Raw genomic sequence first — 14,386 nt, forward strand, 5'->3', positions numbered from 1 at the left:
GTGCCGCCCCTTCTCGCCTGCCCGCTACTTGACCGCCAGCACCAGCGAGTCCGAGGGCGACGCCCACACCGCCCGCGCCTCGCCGAACCCGGCCGCCCGCAGCGTCGCCGCGTGCCACTCCAAGGACGGCGTCTCCCCGTCCGCATGCTCCCCGAAGATCGCGAAGCGCTCGGCGGTCGGAGCCGCCAACTCCGGTGCGGCAGCGGCCAGTTCCCACCACTGGGCCCAGTCCCGCACCTCTCCGCCCCTCGTACGCTCCATCAAGGCGTGCCGCGACGCCCGCTCGGCGGCGTTGATCCGGGGAGTCGTCGAGTCCTTCATCCGGTCCGCGTTCATGAACACCCCGCCCTCGCGCACCAGTTCACCGATCTCCCCGTACAGCGTGCCGAGCGGTCCCAGCTTCAGCCAGTGCAGCGCGGTGGCGGTGAGCACCGCGTCGTAGCTCTCGTACGGAAGTTTGCCCCGCCACCCTGGATCGGCGAGGTCCGCACTCACGAACTCCACCCGCCCGTCCCCCTCGAAGGACCCGCGGGCGATCGCGAGCAGCGCCGGATCGAGATCGACGCCGGTACTCGTCGCGCCCGGGAACCGCTGCAGCAGCCTGCCCGTGATACTTCCCGTACCGCATGCGAGGTCGAGCACCCGCGGTTCGGGCCCGACGACCGCCTCCACCATGTCGAGCATGACCCGGAAGCGCTCCTCGCGGTCGGGCATGTACCACTCCTGCTGGCGGTCCCAGCTCCGCTGCCACGCCGCCCAGTCCACCCCCGACCGCCCCTCGGCCCCACCCACCGACCGACCGACCGTCTCGCCCTTCGACTCGCCCTTCAACTCGCCGCTCAACCCGCCCTTCGACTGATGCACCGATTCACCCACCACGGGAAACCACCCATTCCGTAATACTCTCGACCGAGAACCGCCCATTACGTCAGACGCTCGCACCGAGACTAGACCGCCCCCCGTAAGGACCACAAGTGGAACTGGCCTATTACGCCGACTACGCCGTGCGCCTGGTGAACAGCGAGGAACCGGCCCGCAACAAGGACTCGCTCACCTCGGTGGAAGCGGTCCGCGACCTGTTCGGCAACAGTCAGCAGGCGGCCCGCCGGGCCACCGACGCCGACGTCACCCGCTTCCGCTCGGTTCGCGCCCGCCTTCGCGCGATCTTCGAAGCGGCCGACACCGGCGACGAGACCCTCGCCGTCGACCTCCTCAACTCACTCCTCCTCGAATTCCCGGTGAGCCCGCAGATCTCCGGCCACGAGACGCGCAAGAGCGACGGCCGTCCGGACTGGCACATGCACCTCGCCGAGCACCCGTCGAACGTGACCGCGGGGTACGCGGCGACCGCCTCCATGGGGCTGGCCTTCCACGTCACCGAGCACGGCCCGGAACGCCTCGGCCTGTGCCAGGCCGCACCCTGCCGCAACGCCTACCTCGACACCTCCACCAACCGCTCCCGCCGCTACTGCTCCGACCGGTGCGCCACCCGCGCCAACGTCGCCGCCTACCGCGCCCGCAAGCGCCTGGAGGCCGAACGGTCGGCCAGCACCGGCCGCACCGCCGACAGCAGCCAGGAGGCGACCGCGCCGACGGACCGCTGACGCCCGGCCAGTATCGGCCGGTACCTGGCCCGTACCCGCCCGAGCACCAGGGCGGGCGGTACGGCCCCGAAGGTCCGGGAGTCGGACATCTCCTCGTCCCGGTTGTCCCCGAGCACCCACCAGCCCCCTTCCCTCCGCTCCACGATCCGCTTCACGACCAGCAAGTCCTGCTGCAACGGGTGCCGCAGCACCGCCACGTCACCCACACGGACCTCGGCGCCCCAGTGCACCAGCACCTGATCGCGGTGGAGCAGCGTCGGCACCATGGAGAGCCCGCCGACCTCGGCAACCCCGAACGGCAACACGGCCCGCTGCACCCCACGCTCCCGCTCCTGCTCCCGCTCCCGCACCCTTCCCCGCTCCCGCTCTTCCCGCTCCCGCCCGTACTCCGTCATCTGCGGCACCTCCCGGTTCCGATCCTTCACCGCCCCCGGTCCCATACTCACCCCGGACTTTTGACGTAAGCCCCCGGGGGCACTCGCGAAAAGGCGCTCTCCACGGAGTAATCTCCACCCTTGAGAAGACGATCACGAGGAAGGATGCGATTTACATGCTCTCCCGCCTGTTCGCCCCCAAGGTGAAGGTCAGCGCTCACTGCGACCTCCCGTGCGGCGTGTACGACCCCGCCCAGGCCCGCATCGAGGCCGAGTCGGTCAAGGCCGTCCAGGAAAAGATGCAGGCCAACGACGACGCGCACTTCCAGGCGCGCGCCGTCGTCATCAAGGAGCAGCGTGCGGAGCTCGCCAAGCACCACGTCTCGGTGCTCTGGAGCGACTACTTCAAGCCCCCGCACTTCGAGAAGTACCCGCAGCTGCACCAGCTGGTCAACGACACCCTGAAGGCCCTCTCGACCGCCAAGGCGTCGACGGACCCGAAGACCGGCGAGAAGGCTCTTGAGCTCATCGCCGAGATCGACCGCATCTTCTGGGAGACGAAGAAGGCCTGACCTTCTTCGCCGCGCCCCGGCCGCCGGGCCCGGCCGCACCCCACTGACCGCATCCGGTCCGCAGGCCGCCCCTTCGTGGGCGTTCGTGGCGGACCGGGTGCGGTCATGTGCGGTCTGGCGCGTCCCGTCGACCGAGCTCATGACGCGGACGAATTGCCGTCACAGTGACCTGCTGAAGTCCTCACCGGAGCAAGGGAGTTGGGCGAAGCGAGGCGGGGAAGCCCAGCGAGGTGTCGGAGGTGTCGACTGTCCCCCTGGTACCCAAGGCAGGGCACGGACTAGTTCGCGACGGCTTCCCACGTGGCCGGGTCTTCGAAGCCGAGGGCCCAGAGGCCGGTGGCGGGGACCCCGTGTTTCCGCACGACTTCCAGGTGTGCGGTGGTGCCACGGGCATCCTGGTACCAGACCTCGTGGCGTTTACCGTCGGCGTCGGTGTAGGTGAAGTGGGGAGTTCCGGCGGCGGTGTCGAAAACGTACCGGGCCTTCTTCTCCCGGCGCAGGGCTTCGGCCTCGTGCCAGGTGACGTGCTTGGCACGGGCGCGGGAGCCGACCGTCCAGTCCCAGCCGTAGCCGGGCAGAGCGACCTCCAGCTTCTCCCGGGGAACCTTTGCGGTGGCGTGGGTGAGGATCTCCTCGTACCAGGCGGTGGAGGAGATCGGACCCGGGCGGCCGGTGGCGTTGTGCAGGTTGTACGCCATGATCCGCAGCCGGTCGGCGGCCTTGCCGAGGTGGGCGTAGTCGAAGGCGTGCCCGGAGCCCCGGGTGTAGGGCATCACGGTGATCACACAGAGCATCCGCTGGTTGTGCAGGCGGCTGCACAGCTCGTCGGCCAGTCTGTTGTAGCCGGTGCGGACGCGTTCGCGGAGGGTCTCGTCAGCGGTGTCGGCCATTTTCTCGTAGTCGAGGTCGAGGCCGTCGTAGGAGCCGCTCTCCGCGATCTTCATGAGGGCGTCGACGTGCGCTTTGCGGCGGGCGGGGTCGTCGAGGAGCGCGGCCATGGCCTTGGCGTCGAGGGTCTCGGTGACGGTGGGCACGACACGGATCTTCTTGGCGTGGAGCCCGTCGACGATCCTCCGGTCACCGGCACCGGGGTGGGCCTTGATGGACGCGTCGGAGGTCGCCTGGTACCAGAACGGGCTGACCGTGTGGAGCTGGTCGGCGTGGGCGAGCGCGTCCGGGTAGGCGGTTTCGGCATTCCAGTACGGCAGCCAGGCGGACACCGTACGGGGCGCGGACGGGCCGACTGCACGGCCGGTGTGCGGTGGACCGCCGAGGGCGGGTGTGCCGGCGGACAGCACGAGCGCGCAGGCCAGCACACCGACGGCGCGAAGCCTGGAAAGGAGTGTTCTCATGCTTCGGCTCTGCCCGCCCTGGCTCGCCGGCCAGGGCCGACAACTCGAACGAGGACGTCCTGCCATCCGGACGGCCCAGTCATTCGACGGCTCGGTCTTTCGGCGACTTGGTCTTTCGACTGCCAGCCTTTCGGCGGCTCGGCCTTTCGATGGCCCTGTCGCGCGCTGCGGCGGCCAGGCGTCCCGGCGGCGCGTCCGGCGATGTGCTCGTACCCCGTTCGGACCGATGCTGCGGGGCATCCGGCACAGAGCATCCGACGCAGCATCAGTCCGCAAGGTCCGCAAGGTCCGCAACGTCCACTGCCAGGATCATGACTGCCGAGCTCGCGCACTCGCCGCCGCGATTCACCCCCCGGCCCGGTCGGCGTGCCCTCCCGCCCGGGACGCCGTGACCGGGCCAGGCTGTCGAAATGAACGCTGGTCCGGAGCTCTTCTCACGCCGTTCACTGCTGGGTGCGGCCCTTGCCGCCCTGCCGCTGACCGCCTCCGGGGCGCAGGCAGTGGCACAGGCCGGAGCAGGTGGCCCGGCGCTGCCGGTGCCCGAACGCGAGGTGCGCGCGGGCCCCATGTTGATGGCTCTGACCTTTGACGACGGCCCCAGCCCCCTCTACACCCCGCGCGTGCTGGCCGTCCTGGCCCGCTACCGGGTCCCCGCGACGTTCTTCCTGCTCGGTCTCAACGCCGCCAAGTATCCCGACGTGGTGCGCCGCATCGCGGACGCCGGCCACACGCTCGGCAACCACACCTGGAACCACCCCTCGCTGTCCGGCCTGCCCCCGGCCGCGACCCACGACCAGATCACCCGCACCCAGCAGACCGTCACCGCCGTATGCGGACGTACCCCGGCCCTCTTCCGAGCCCCTGGCGGGCACTTCGCACCCGCCGCGCTCGCTGCCTGCGCCGACCTTGAACTGCGGCCCGTTTCCTGGTCGTTGTCGTCGGTGGACTCCGGCACCCGCACCGCTCAGCGCATCGGCCGGGCCGTCCTGGAGCAGGCCCGCACCGGAGCGATCGTCCTGCATCATGACGGAGTCCTGAGCGGTTCCGACGTCCCCGAGCACGAGGGAGCCGCTGACCGTTCCCCCACGGTGCAGGCCCTGGCCCACTACCTGCCCCGGCTCCTTTACGCCGGATACCGGTTCACCACCCCCGGCGCCCACCGGGCGCCGTAACCGCATCAACCCGTCCAGGGGCGGCGCACGCCCGGGGCCGGGCGGAAGAAGTCGAGGAGTGTGGTGTAGCCGTAGCCCTGTGCCGTGATCGCGTCGAGGAGACGAGGCAGGGCGGTGACATCGACCTTGGACGGGTCGGAGGCGCTGGTGGTGCCGATGTGCATCAGCACGATCGCACCGGGCTCCAGAGCCTTGGTGACCCGGTCGACGACCGTGGCCGTGTTCGCGCCACCGCTGGTGCCCCTCCATCCCGCGCTGTCCACGGTCCAGCCCACCGACACGTAACCAGCGGCATTGACCTCGCCGATGCTCTCCTTGTTGCAGATGCCGTACGGAAAACGGAACAGCGCATCGGCCGGCCTTCCAGCAGCCTCCGCGAGCGCCTCGGCGGCCGCCTCCACTTCGGCGGAACGCTGTGCGGAGGTAAGCGTGTTGAACTTGGGATGGGTCATGGAATGGTTGCCCAGCGGATACCGGGCGGCGATCACCCGGGCGAGATCCGGGTTGCGCCGGGCGAAGAGACCCGTCATGAAGAACGAGGCCGGTACGCCCCGCGCCTCCAGCGTCTCCAGCACTTGCCTGTCGCCGCCCGCAGTGCCCCCGCAGTCGAACGTCAACGCCACCTTCCGGCCCGCCCCCGGCAACCGCTTGAAGTCCTCACCGGCCAAGGGGCCCGTCACCGGCGGCCTCGGCTCCCGCCCCCACCGGCCGGTCGCGGCCCATGCAGGTCCGCCACCCGCGAGGAGACCGAGTGCCCCGGCTCCTGCCATTGCCGACAGCCGCATCAGCTTCCGCCGCCCCAGCTCACCCGAATCCGAATCCGCATCCGAATCCGCATCCGCATCCGCATCCGCATCCGCATCCGCATCCGCATCCGCATCCGCATCCGCATCCGCATCATGTGACCGTCGCACGCCTCGCCCGCACCCCTGCTGCCCGGACCCCGATCGGGCCCACTCCTCTACGAACCTAGACAGCCGAGCGTGGTGTCGTACCGTGCCAGAGCCTCAACCACCCCAATGGCATACAGCTACCGGAACTGCCACCCACGCCCCTGCCGGGGGCGTGACACACCGGCAGAGTCCTGTCGGAGCCGCCGTGAGGAATCGGGTCAACTCTCATTACCCACAAGCTTGTTGGTTCGGCGGGCGCCACCCGGGTATCGGGCAGTCACCTCGGTGTGCGGTGGGAGTACGGGATCCCGTAGCCCCACCCCGCACTCCCCCTCCCCTTCCCTCCCCCTCCCCTTCCCTCCCCACGCCGACGGCCGGGGCTCTGCCGTGTCTGGAGGCACCATGGCCAAGCCGCTCTCCGCCAACACCTTCCTGTCCGTACTCCGCGCCGAGGGCGTACGAGTCGTCGAGGTCGGCAACTGGCGTACGCACAACCGGAATCACAAGGGCGCCTGGGGCCCGGTGCACGGGGTGATGATCCACCACACGGTCACCAGGGGCACCGCCGCCACGGTCCGTATCTGCCGCGACGGATACGCCGGACTCCCCGGCCCGCTCTGCCACGGAGTGATCGCCAAGAACGGCACCGTGCACCTGGTCGGGTACGGACGTGCCAACCACGCGGGCCTCGGCGACGACGACGTACTGCGAGCGGTCATCGCGGAACGCACCCTGCCCGCCGACAACGAGGCCAACACCGACGGCAACGCCCGCTTCTACGGGTTCGAGTGCGAGAACCTCGGCGACGGATCCGACCCGTGGCCGGCGGCGCAGGTCAATGCGATCGTGCGTGCCTCGGCCGCCCTGGTGCGCGCGCACGGCTGGGGCAAGGACGGCAACACCTCGGTGATCGGCCACTCCGAGTGGCAGCCCGGGAAGGTCGACCCGCGCGGCCCCGGCATCGGCATGGCCGATGTGCGGCGCCGGGTGGCCGAACGGCTGAGGCACCCGGCGAACTGGAGTACCGGCGGCGCGGACACGTACCGCGTGCGGCCCGGAGACACCCTCAGCGAAATCGCGGCGGCGCACGGGACGACCGTGGCCAAGCTGGCCCGCCTGAACGGGATCGAGAACCCCGACCACATCAGAGTCGGTCAGACCATCAAGTTGCGGTGAGGCACCTGCGGCTGAGCAAGATTGTTCTTGCTCAGCCGTCCAAGCGTCCCTGGCCGACCCGCGTTGCCCCACGTCAGCGCGATGGACTGCGCCGTCCAGCCCCGGGATCATCGACCGGCAACGCGGGTGTGGGAGTGCGTGTGCGTGTGCGTGCGGGTGCCAGTACGGGTACGGGTACGGACGAGTGTCCGCAGCATTGTCGCGCCCGCCGCCACCGCACAGAGGTGCAGCACCACCGCGACCGTGAGGTTCTCCGGTGGCGTGACATCGGGCGGTTCCGCCAGCGCCACGTACAGCATGAGGGGCAGCTTCCAGGCGCTCCATGCGAACAGTGAGCCCGATCCGACCCACCCGAACACCAGCGGGACCCAGCGCGGCAACCGGGCGGGGCGCGCCCGGGTGAGCGTCCAGACGGCGGCGGATCCGGCGAGTGCCCAGAAGCCATAGCCGGCGGCCAGTACGTACCCATCGGTGTTCCGCACGGCCGGGTGGGCGATTCCCAGGGTGCCTCCGGCCGCCCAGTAGAGCCAGACCAGACCGACCGCGGCACCGACGACGGCCGCCCACGGCGGCACCGTACGCGGACCGTCGCCGACTCGCCCGGCGAACGCATCCGGCCAGCGGCGGCGCAGATACGCGGGAACGGCGAGAGCCAGTCCCAGGCCCATCCCCACGAAGCTGAACTCGACCAGTACGCCCTCCCAGGCCGGCATGGCCGGATCGTCACCGCCGCCCTGCGAGGCCTGCGACGCCTGCGAGTCGCCGCCCACCGCCAGGAGCGCGCCGACCAGAACGACCGGCAGCACCGAGACGAGGAATCCCGACCCCACCCAGGAGCAGAACGCGACCAGCGCCCCCGGTATCCGCATCCCCCACGGCCGCACCAGCGCGAGCGCCAGCGCGATCCCGATCGCCGCCATCCCGACCGTGACGGTGTTGAGCACCACCCACTCCGCCAGGCCGAACCCCTTGCCGATCGGCAGCACCCCCACGAGGGAGCCGATCACCCACGAGACCTTGATGAGCAGGTACGGCGACAGCGCCAGAGCCGCCCCGTACGCCGCGCTCCGCCCGGTGCGGTCCCAACGTTCCAGCTTCTGTTTCCGATCCCGTTCCCGATCCCGATCCCGATCCCGTTTCCGATCCCGTTTCCGATCCCGATCCCGTTTCCGATCCACCCGGACTCCCCTTCCAGCAGCAGGAATCCCAGCCTCCGGCCTTACCGGCCCGGCCACGTCCCCCGCCGGAGGTATCTGCCTCCCCCGGGCGGGGGAGGCGGCCTGGGAGTCCTGCGCCGTCGCCGCCAGGACCATCGCCCGGAGCAGGGCCACGCGGTGGCGCTCCTGCCCGATCTGCTGTGGGGCGGGAGCGCCCCGAGCGTTCCGCTGCTGCGGCTACCGGCTACCGGCTGCCGGCTGCCGGACCGGCGGTCGCGCCCTGCGGCTCTTCGCGGCCGTACGGCACAGCAGCGGGGACCACCCGGCGGTCCGGGCGTGCCGCTCGGCGCTGCTGCGCGCCATGGAAGGCGCCCGCCGCCTGCTCTGAACCGACCTGCACGAGCAGGGCTGTTCACCCTCAGGCCGCAGCCCGCTCCGCGAGCGGGCGGCGCCGCAGGGCGACCTCGGTCAGCGTCCGAGGGGGGAATGACGTGGCGGGGTTGTACAGGTTCTTCCCCGGCGGCACGATCTCGTCGATCCGGTCGAGGGTCGCATCGTCGAGGGTGAGCGCGGCGCCCTTGAGGAGGTCCTCCAGCTGCTGCATCGTCCGCGGCCCGATGATCGCCGAAGTGACGGCGGGGTGGGCCACGGTGAAGGCGACGGCGAGCTGCGGGAGGGTGCAGCCGATGCTCGCCGCGAGCTCGACGAGCTGCTCGACGGCGTCGAGTTTGGCGGCGTTCTCGGCGAGCGCGGGATCGAAGAACGCCGGCCGGAGCGCGGCACGGCCGGTGCCCAGGTCGATCGGCCGGTCCTTGCGGACCTTGCCGGTGAGGAACCCGAAGGCGAGCGGGCTCCAGACCAGTACGCCCATCCCGTGGCGCGCGCTGACGGGCAGGACCGAGGCCTCGACCCCGCGGGCCAGGATCGAGTACGGCGGCTGGGCGGTGCGGAAGCGGCCGAGGCCGCGCCGCTCGGAGACGTGGTGTGCCTCGACGATCTCCTCGGCCTGGTAGTTGGAGCAGCCGAAGGCGCGGATCTTCCCCTGCCGCACGAGGTCGCCGAGTACCGAGAGCGTCTCCTCGATGTCGGTGGTGTGGTCGGGGAGGTGGATCTGGTAGAGGTCGATCCAGTCGGTGTCGAGCCGCCGGAGGCTGTCCTCGACCGCCTTCAGGATCCAACGCCGTGAATTGCCACCGCGGTTGGGGCCCTCACCCATCGGGAAGTGCACCTTGGTGGCGAGTACGACATCGTCCCGGCGCCCCCGCAGCGCCTTGCCCACGATCTCCTCGGACTCGCCCTGTCCGTACATGTCGGCGGTGTCGACGAAGTTGATCCCCTGGTCGAGGGCCGCGTGGATGATGCGGGCACAGTCCTCGTGGTCGGAGTTGCAGCCGGCCTGGAACATCATGGTCCCGAGGCAGTGGGTACTGACCTCGATCCCGGTTCCGCCGAGGGTGCGATAGCGCATGAGGGTGCTCCCTAACTGAGTCGCGGAGCGGCAGTGGAGCCGGTCGCACGAGGCACCCTAGGAGCTAGACCCGGCTCTAGATCAACCCCCTTTCCCGCAGCCCCCGTTACCCTGACCAGCATGGCTGAGATCACCCCAAGTCTGAGCATCGGACAGGTCGCCGAACGCACCGGCTTGAGCGTTCACGCGCTGCGCTTCTACGAGCGCGAGGGCCTGTTCATCGATCCCGTACGACGCGACGCGGGCGGGCGCCGGGTCTACCGCGAGGACGACGTCGACTGGCTGACCGTCTGTATCATCCTGCGCGCCTCGGGCATGCCCCTGCCCGTACTCCGCCGGTACACCGACCTGGTCAGGGCGGGCGCCGGAAACGCGGAGGAACGGCTCACGCTCATGCGCGAGCACCAGGCGCTCGTCGCGACCCAGATCGACAGGCTCACGGAGTCCCTGGATCTGATCAAGTTCAAGGTCGGGGTGTACGAGGACCTCGTCGACGAGGGCGACACCGCCGCCCACCAATGCCACGCCCCGTCGCCTGCGGCCGACGAGGAGCGCGCGCCGGTCCTCCGCCACGAAGCAACGGTCGACTAGGGCGAGTCCTGCCCACTGGGCCGAGTCCTGCCCGCCGGGTCGAGTCCTGCCCGCTAGGCCGAATTCTGCCCGCGCAGCACTGTGCAGCGTTCAGCCAGAAGGTCGACACACTCCCGGATCTCCGGAACCGGCACACCGGCACGCTCCCGCATGGCCACGATCGCCTGAATGTTTCGCCCATCGGCGACCAGGTCGTCCACCTCGGCACGCACCGGCGCCGAGAGCCTGTCCCACAGAGAGTCCGTCATACCCACAAGTGAAACCCCCCGCAACGTGAAACCCCCGCGCTCCACGAGACCGGCTTGGAAGGCTTCCGGCGCGACCCGTAGGTTGGGGCGGCCGAGTGCCGTCGAATGCAGGTACGGGTCGCGTACGAATACGAGTGGGGATCATGGTGGGGTCTGCGGTGCGGGAAAAAGGGCCGGAGTCCGGGCAAATACCCGGGCGCGGGACCGGGGCCGGGGCTGGTATCGGGGCCGGGACCGGAGCCGAGGCTTTGTACCGCCGGGGCGATCGCGCTCTCGCCGCACTGCGGCAGCGAATCCCCGGGCCGCGAGTGCTGGCCTGGTCGCTCACCGGGCTCTTCTTCGTGCTCTATTCCACGGTGGCGATTCTTCGCAACGACCGCATGCTCAATGGCGGATTCGACCTCGGAATATTCGAGCAGGCGATAAAAGCCTATGCGCACGGACAGGCCCCTGTCGTCGAGTTGAAGGGGCCGGGGTTCAATCTCCTCGGGGATCATTTCCATCCGATTCTGGTGCTCGTGGCGCCGTTCTACCGGCTCTTCCCGGGTTCCGACACCCTCCTCGTCGTACAGTCCGCACTGCTCGCGCTGGCCTGCTACCCGCTGACCCGGTGGGCGCACCGCGCGGTCGGGCCGGTTGCCGCGCTGGTGGTGGGGTGCGGGGTCGGGGCGTCGTGGGGGATCGTCTCGGCGGCGGCGAAGGACTTCCACGAGATCGCCTTCGCGGTGCCGTTGCTGGCGTTCAGCTCGGTCGCGCTGGGGCAGCGCAGGTGGTGGGCGGGGGCGCTGTGGGCCGCGCCGCTCCTCCTGGTGAAGGAGGACCTCGGGCTGACGCTCTCCGCCGTCGGCGCGTACATCGCCTGGCAGGCACTACGGGACCGGCGGAGCGCGGAAAGTCCGGCGAAGGACAAGGCCAATTCACGCCTCTGGCTCGGCATTTCCGTCATTCTCCTCGGCGCTGCCGGCACCGCCCTGGAAATTCTCGTACTTCTCCCCGCGATGAATCCCAGCGGCGGATTCGCCTATTGGGGCCAGATACCGGGCGACACGGCATCTTCATCCGGCTCCGGAAATGTACTCTCCCTCGCGCTCGGTGTTTTCTGGCCGCCGATGAAGTATCTGCTGCTGCTCATGCTGGCGGCGCCGGTCGCCTTCTTCGGCGTACGTTCTCCGCTGCTGCTGCTCTGCGTACCGACCCTCGGCTGGCGGTTCGTGGCGGGCAACGAGCACTACTGGCAGCCGGGCTTCCACTACAGCGCGATCCTGATGCCGGTGCTGTTCGCCGGTTTCGTGGACGTACTGAGCCGGCGGAAGGACCTGCTGCCGGGGGTAAGGCGCCGGCGCGCGCTCGCCTTCTCCGCAGCCTTCACCGCGGTCACGGCCGCCGTCTACCCCCTCCACGACCTCGTCCTCCCGTCCGCCTGGCGCACCCCGGAGCACGTCACCGCCGCCCGCCAGGTCCTCGACCGGATCCCGGACGGCGCCACCGTCGCGTCCTCCAACCGCCTTGCCCCGATGCTCACTTCGCGTACGACCGTCAGCCTGGTCTGCTACGGGACCGGGCCCGACCCGACGGCCCCCACCGGGCTCCCCGCGAACCCGCCGCAGTGGGTGGTCGCGGACCGCACCGACCCCACCGTCAAGGTCCCCTGCCCCGTCGCCCAGACCGAACGCATGCTCCACCTCTACCGCGAGCACGGCTACGTACAGGTGACGGAGCAGGACAGCATCACCCTCCTGCGCCGCCCCTAGGCTCTCTGTCCGAGGATTTCTCCTGCGCGGTACGCATGACCGGCCCGCCCGCGGGCACGTGAGCGTACGAGGGCCCCGCCACGTCCCCCCGTCGTGGCGGGGCCCCTTTGCGTCCGCCCGGCACTCCGTCCCGCCCCGTACTCCGGTCCGCGCCCTACGCGCCCACCAGCGGACTCCCCGCCCTCTCCAGCCACTCCCGGTACCCCGCCGCCCGGAGTGCCGCGTCGCGGTACGCGCCTTCCAGGTCTGCGTACAGGAGCGGGAGTTCGGGCAGTCCGGGGCGGGCGGCCAGGAGCAGGCGGACGCCCAGGGGGTCGTTGCGGAGGGGGCGGATGGCCATGTCGTCGCGGGGGCCCGAGGTGGGCTGGCAGGGGGCCACCGCCTCGCCTATGACGATCAGGGACGAGGCAGTGAGGTAGTCGCCGTGCAGGAGCGGCGGGTCGAGGCCGGCGGCGGACAGGACGCGGCGCAGGCCGTCGCGTTCGCCGTCGACGCTGGGGTCGACCATCCAGCGGTCGGCGGCCAGGTCGGCGAGGTCCACGACCGGGGCCGAGGCCGCCGGGTGGTCCAGTGAGAGGGAGACGAACTGGGGCTCCCGGTCCAGGAGTACGCGGATGTCGAGGCCCGCGGGGATGCGCAGCGGGCAGCCCTCGACCTCGTGCACGAAGGCCACGTCGAGGGCGCCGCAGGCCACCATGCGCAGGAGCGCGTTGGCCGACACGTCGACGTGGAGGGTGGTGCCGGTGTCGGGCAGGCGCAGGCGCAGTCTGCGCAGCCAGCCCGCGACGACCCGGCTGGCCGTGGAGCCGATGTGCAGGGACGGTCCTTCACCCGCCGTACGGGCGGCCTCGGCGCGGGTCTGCGTGATGAGTTCGGTCATGCCGTCGACCAGCGGGCGGGCCCTGTCGAGGAGGGACTGGCCGAGCGGGGTGGGGCGGCAGCCGGTCCGGCGGCGGGAGAAGAGTTCGGCGCCCACGGAGTTCTCGATGCGGCGCAGCTGGGTGGTCAGGGACGGCTGGCTCATGCCCAGCGTACGGGCGGCCTTGTGCAGGCTGCCCGCGTCGGCGATCGCGCACAGTGCACGAAGATGTCGCACCTCCAGCTCCATGGGGCTGAGAGTAGAGCTGTGCCACGGCGGGCACCAGATGTTCTTCTGCTGGTCATGGGGTCAAGTGGCTGGAATTAAGCATGAGTTGATGTGAGTTGACAGGAGTTGAGAGGGGGATTCCGGTCGCTGTGAAGGCCTGGAGTGGGGGATGTCATCGCGCTATCGGTGAATGACATCATCCGCAGCACCCTCCCGCTCCCCCACACTCTCCCCAGTCCCACCCACGCCCGGACCCACCGGGCTCACGGACAAGCAGGGAGAACCCCCCACCATGAGACACCCCCGCGCCCTCCTCGCCACCGCTCTCGGCCTCGGCCTCGCCGCCGTCGGTGCCGCGCCCGTCGCGAACGCCAGCACCACCGCCCCGGCGCCCACGGGTTCGTACGCCGCGTACGAGCAGTCCAAGGAGAACGCCGCCGCCACCAAGGCGTTCCAGCAGGCCGTCGTGAAGTCGGTCCGTGAGCAGCGGGCCGCCAACCCCTTCCTCCTGGTCGTCACGGTGCGCTACAGCGCCTCCAGCGCCCCGACCTTCCGCTCGCAGATAGCCAGCTCCACCCAGATCTGGAACAGCTCCGTCAGCAACGTGAAGCTCCAGGAGTCCACCTCCGGCGCCAACTTCACGTACCGCGAGGGCAATGACTCGCGTGGCTCCTACGCCAGCACGGACGGTCACGGGCGCGGCTACATCTTCCTGGACTACCGGCAGAACCAGCAGTACAACTCCACCCGCGTCACCGCCCACGAGACCGGTCACGTCCTCGGCCTCCCGGACCACTACTCCGGCCCGTGCAGCGAGCTGATGTCGGGCGGCGGCCCCGGCACGTCCTGCCAGAACGCCCGGCCGAACTCGGCCGAGCGCTCCCGTGTCAACCAGCTGTGGGCGAACGGGCTGGCCCGCTGACCCCTCGGACGCGCTGAAC

15 protein-coding genes are annotated in these 14,386 nt (G+C 70.3%); 7 read left to right on the forward strand and 8 right to left on the reverse strand.

Translation table 11 applies throughout. The features are described from left to right. Positions 1-24: 24 nt before the first annotated feature. Positions 25-714: a class I SAM-dependent methyltransferase gene (locus AB0D18_RS17225; protein WP_362418896.1), complete on the reverse strand. Its 690-nt coding sequence runs from the start codon at positions 712-714 to the stop codon at positions 25-27. A 260-nt stretch (positions 715-974) separates the two neighbouring features. Between AB0D18_RS17225 and AB0D18_RS17230 the strand changes: the two genes are divergently transcribed. Continuing rightward, positions 975-1,604 (forward strand): CGNR zinc finger domain-containing protein, encoded by a 630-nt coding sequence (locus AB0D18_RS17230; RefSeq protein WP_362418361.1) that lies wholly within the window; start codon positions 975-977, stop codon positions 1,602-1,604. Here AB0D18_RS17230 and sodX read toward each other — a convergent pair. Continuing rightward, positions 1,508-1,954 (reverse strand): nickel-type superoxide dismutase maturation protease, encoded by a 447-nt coding sequence (gene sodX / locus AB0D18_RS17235; protein WP_362418899.1) that lies wholly within the window; start codon positions 1,952-1,954, stop codon positions 1,508-1,510. The two genes, AB0D18_RS17230 and sodX, sit on opposite strands and share 97 nt — an antisense overlap. A gap of 200 nt (positions 1,955-2,154) precedes the next feature. Here sodX and sodN point away from each other — a divergent pair, with 200 nt between their 5' ends. Beyond that, positions 2,155-2,550, forward strand: coding sequence for a superoxide dismutase, Ni (gene sodN / locus AB0D18_RS17240; protein ID WP_362418364.1), 396 nt, complete (start codon positions 2,155-2,157; stop codon positions 2,548-2,550). Positions 2,551-2,828: 278 nt separating this feature from the next. On the opposite strand, the gene AB0D18_RS17245 is transcribed toward sodN, so the two are convergent. Then, positions 2,829-3,902: a glycosyl hydrolase family 18 protein gene (locus tag AB0D18_RS17245; RefSeq protein ID WP_362418367.1), complete on the reverse strand. Its 1,074-nt coding sequence runs from the start codon at positions 3,900-3,902 to the stop codon at positions 2,829-2,831. 410 nt (positions 3,903-4,312) lie between these two features. On the opposite strand from AB0D18_RS17245, the gene AB0D18_RS17250 reads away from it, so the two are divergent. Continuing rightward, positions 4,313-5,074, forward strand: coding sequence for a polysaccharide deacetylase family protein (locus tag AB0D18_RS17250; protein WP_362418370.1), 762 nt, complete (start codon positions 4,313-4,315; stop codon positions 5,072-5,074). Positions 5,075-5,079: 5 nt separating this feature from the next. On the opposite strand, the gene AB0D18_RS17255 is transcribed toward AB0D18_RS17250, so the two are convergent. Then, on the reverse strand, positions 5,080-5,754 hold the full coding sequence (locus AB0D18_RS17255; protein ID WP_362418373.1) for a polysaccharide deacetylase family protein: 675 nt from the start codon (positions 5,752-5,754) through the stop codon (positions 5,080-5,082). A 615-nt stretch (positions 5,755-6,369) separates the two neighbouring features. On the opposite strand from AB0D18_RS17255, the gene AB0D18_RS17260 reads away from it, so the two are divergent. Then, complete coding sequence (locus tag AB0D18_RS17260; RefSeq protein ID WP_362418376.1) at positions 6,370-7,143, forward strand: N-acetylmuramoyl-L-alanine amidase; 774 nt, start codon at positions 6,370-6,372, stop codon at positions 7,141-7,143. A gap of 107 nt (positions 7,144-7,250) precedes the next feature. On the opposite strand, the gene AB0D18_RS17265 is transcribed toward AB0D18_RS17260, so the two are convergent. Both AB0D18_RS17265 and AB0D18_RS17270 read right to left on the reverse strand, forming a co-directional pair. Beyond that, positions 7,251-8,237 carry a hypothetical protein gene (locus AB0D18_RS17265; RefSeq protein WP_362418902.1) on the reverse strand — a complete coding sequence of 329 codons (987 nt, stop codon included), beginning with the start codon at positions 8,235-8,237 and terminating at the stop codon, positions 7,251-7,253. Positions 8,238-8,718: 481 nt separating this feature from the next. Further along, complete coding sequence (locus AB0D18_RS17270; RefSeq protein ID WP_362418379.1) at positions 8,719-9,768, reverse strand: aldo/keto reductase; 1,050 nt, start codon at positions 9,766-9,768, stop codon at positions 8,719-8,721. A gap of 120 nt (positions 9,769-9,888) precedes the next feature. Here AB0D18_RS17270 and AB0D18_RS17275 point away from each other — a divergent pair, with 120 nt between their 5' ends. Further along, the gene (locus AB0D18_RS17275) at positions 9,889-10,359 is read left to right on the forward strand and encodes a MerR family transcriptional regulator (protein WP_362418382.1); all 471 of its coding nucleotides are present in this window, start codon (positions 9,889-9,891) and stop codon (positions 10,357-10,359) included. 53 nt (positions 10,360-10,412) lie between these two features. On the opposite strand, the gene AB0D18_RS17280 is transcribed toward AB0D18_RS17275, so the two are convergent. After that, the gene (locus tag AB0D18_RS17280; RefSeq protein ID WP_362418385.1) at positions 10,413-10,607 is read right to left on the reverse strand and encodes a hypothetical protein; all 195 of its coding nucleotides are present in this window, start codon (positions 10,605-10,607) and stop codon (positions 10,413-10,415) included. Between the two features lie 356 nt (positions 10,608-10,963). On the opposite strand from AB0D18_RS17280, the gene AB0D18_RS17285 reads away from it, so the two are divergent. Next, a complete protein-coding gene (locus AB0D18_RS17285) occupies positions 10,964-12,358 on the forward strand; it encodes a DUF2079 domain-containing protein (RefSeq protein ID WP_362418388.1) in 1,395 nt (464 codons plus the stop codon). A 154-nt stretch (positions 12,359-12,512) separates the two neighbouring features. Here AB0D18_RS17285 and AB0D18_RS17290 read toward each other — a convergent pair whose 3' ends face one another. Continuing rightward, the gene (locus tag AB0D18_RS17290) at positions 12,513-13,466 is read right to left on the reverse strand and encodes a LysR family transcriptional regulator (protein WP_362418391.1); all 954 of its coding nucleotides are present in this window, start codon (positions 13,464-13,466) and stop codon (positions 12,513-12,515) included. 271 nt (positions 13,467-13,737) lie between these two features. Here AB0D18_RS17290 and snpA point away from each other — a divergent pair, with 271 nt between their 5' ends. After that, positions 13,738-14,367 (forward strand): snapalysin, encoded by a 630-nt coding sequence (gene snpA / locus AB0D18_RS17295; RefSeq protein ID WP_362418394.1) that lies wholly within the window; start codon positions 13,738-13,740, stop codon positions 14,365-14,367. Positions 14,368-14,386 lie beyond the last annotated feature (19 nt).

It is taken from the genome of Streptomyces sp. NPDC048442 (genome assembly GCF_040651475.1).
In the GTDB taxonomy this organism is placed as follows: Bacteria; Actinomycetota; Actinomycetes; order Streptomycetales; family Streptomycetaceae; genus Streptomyces.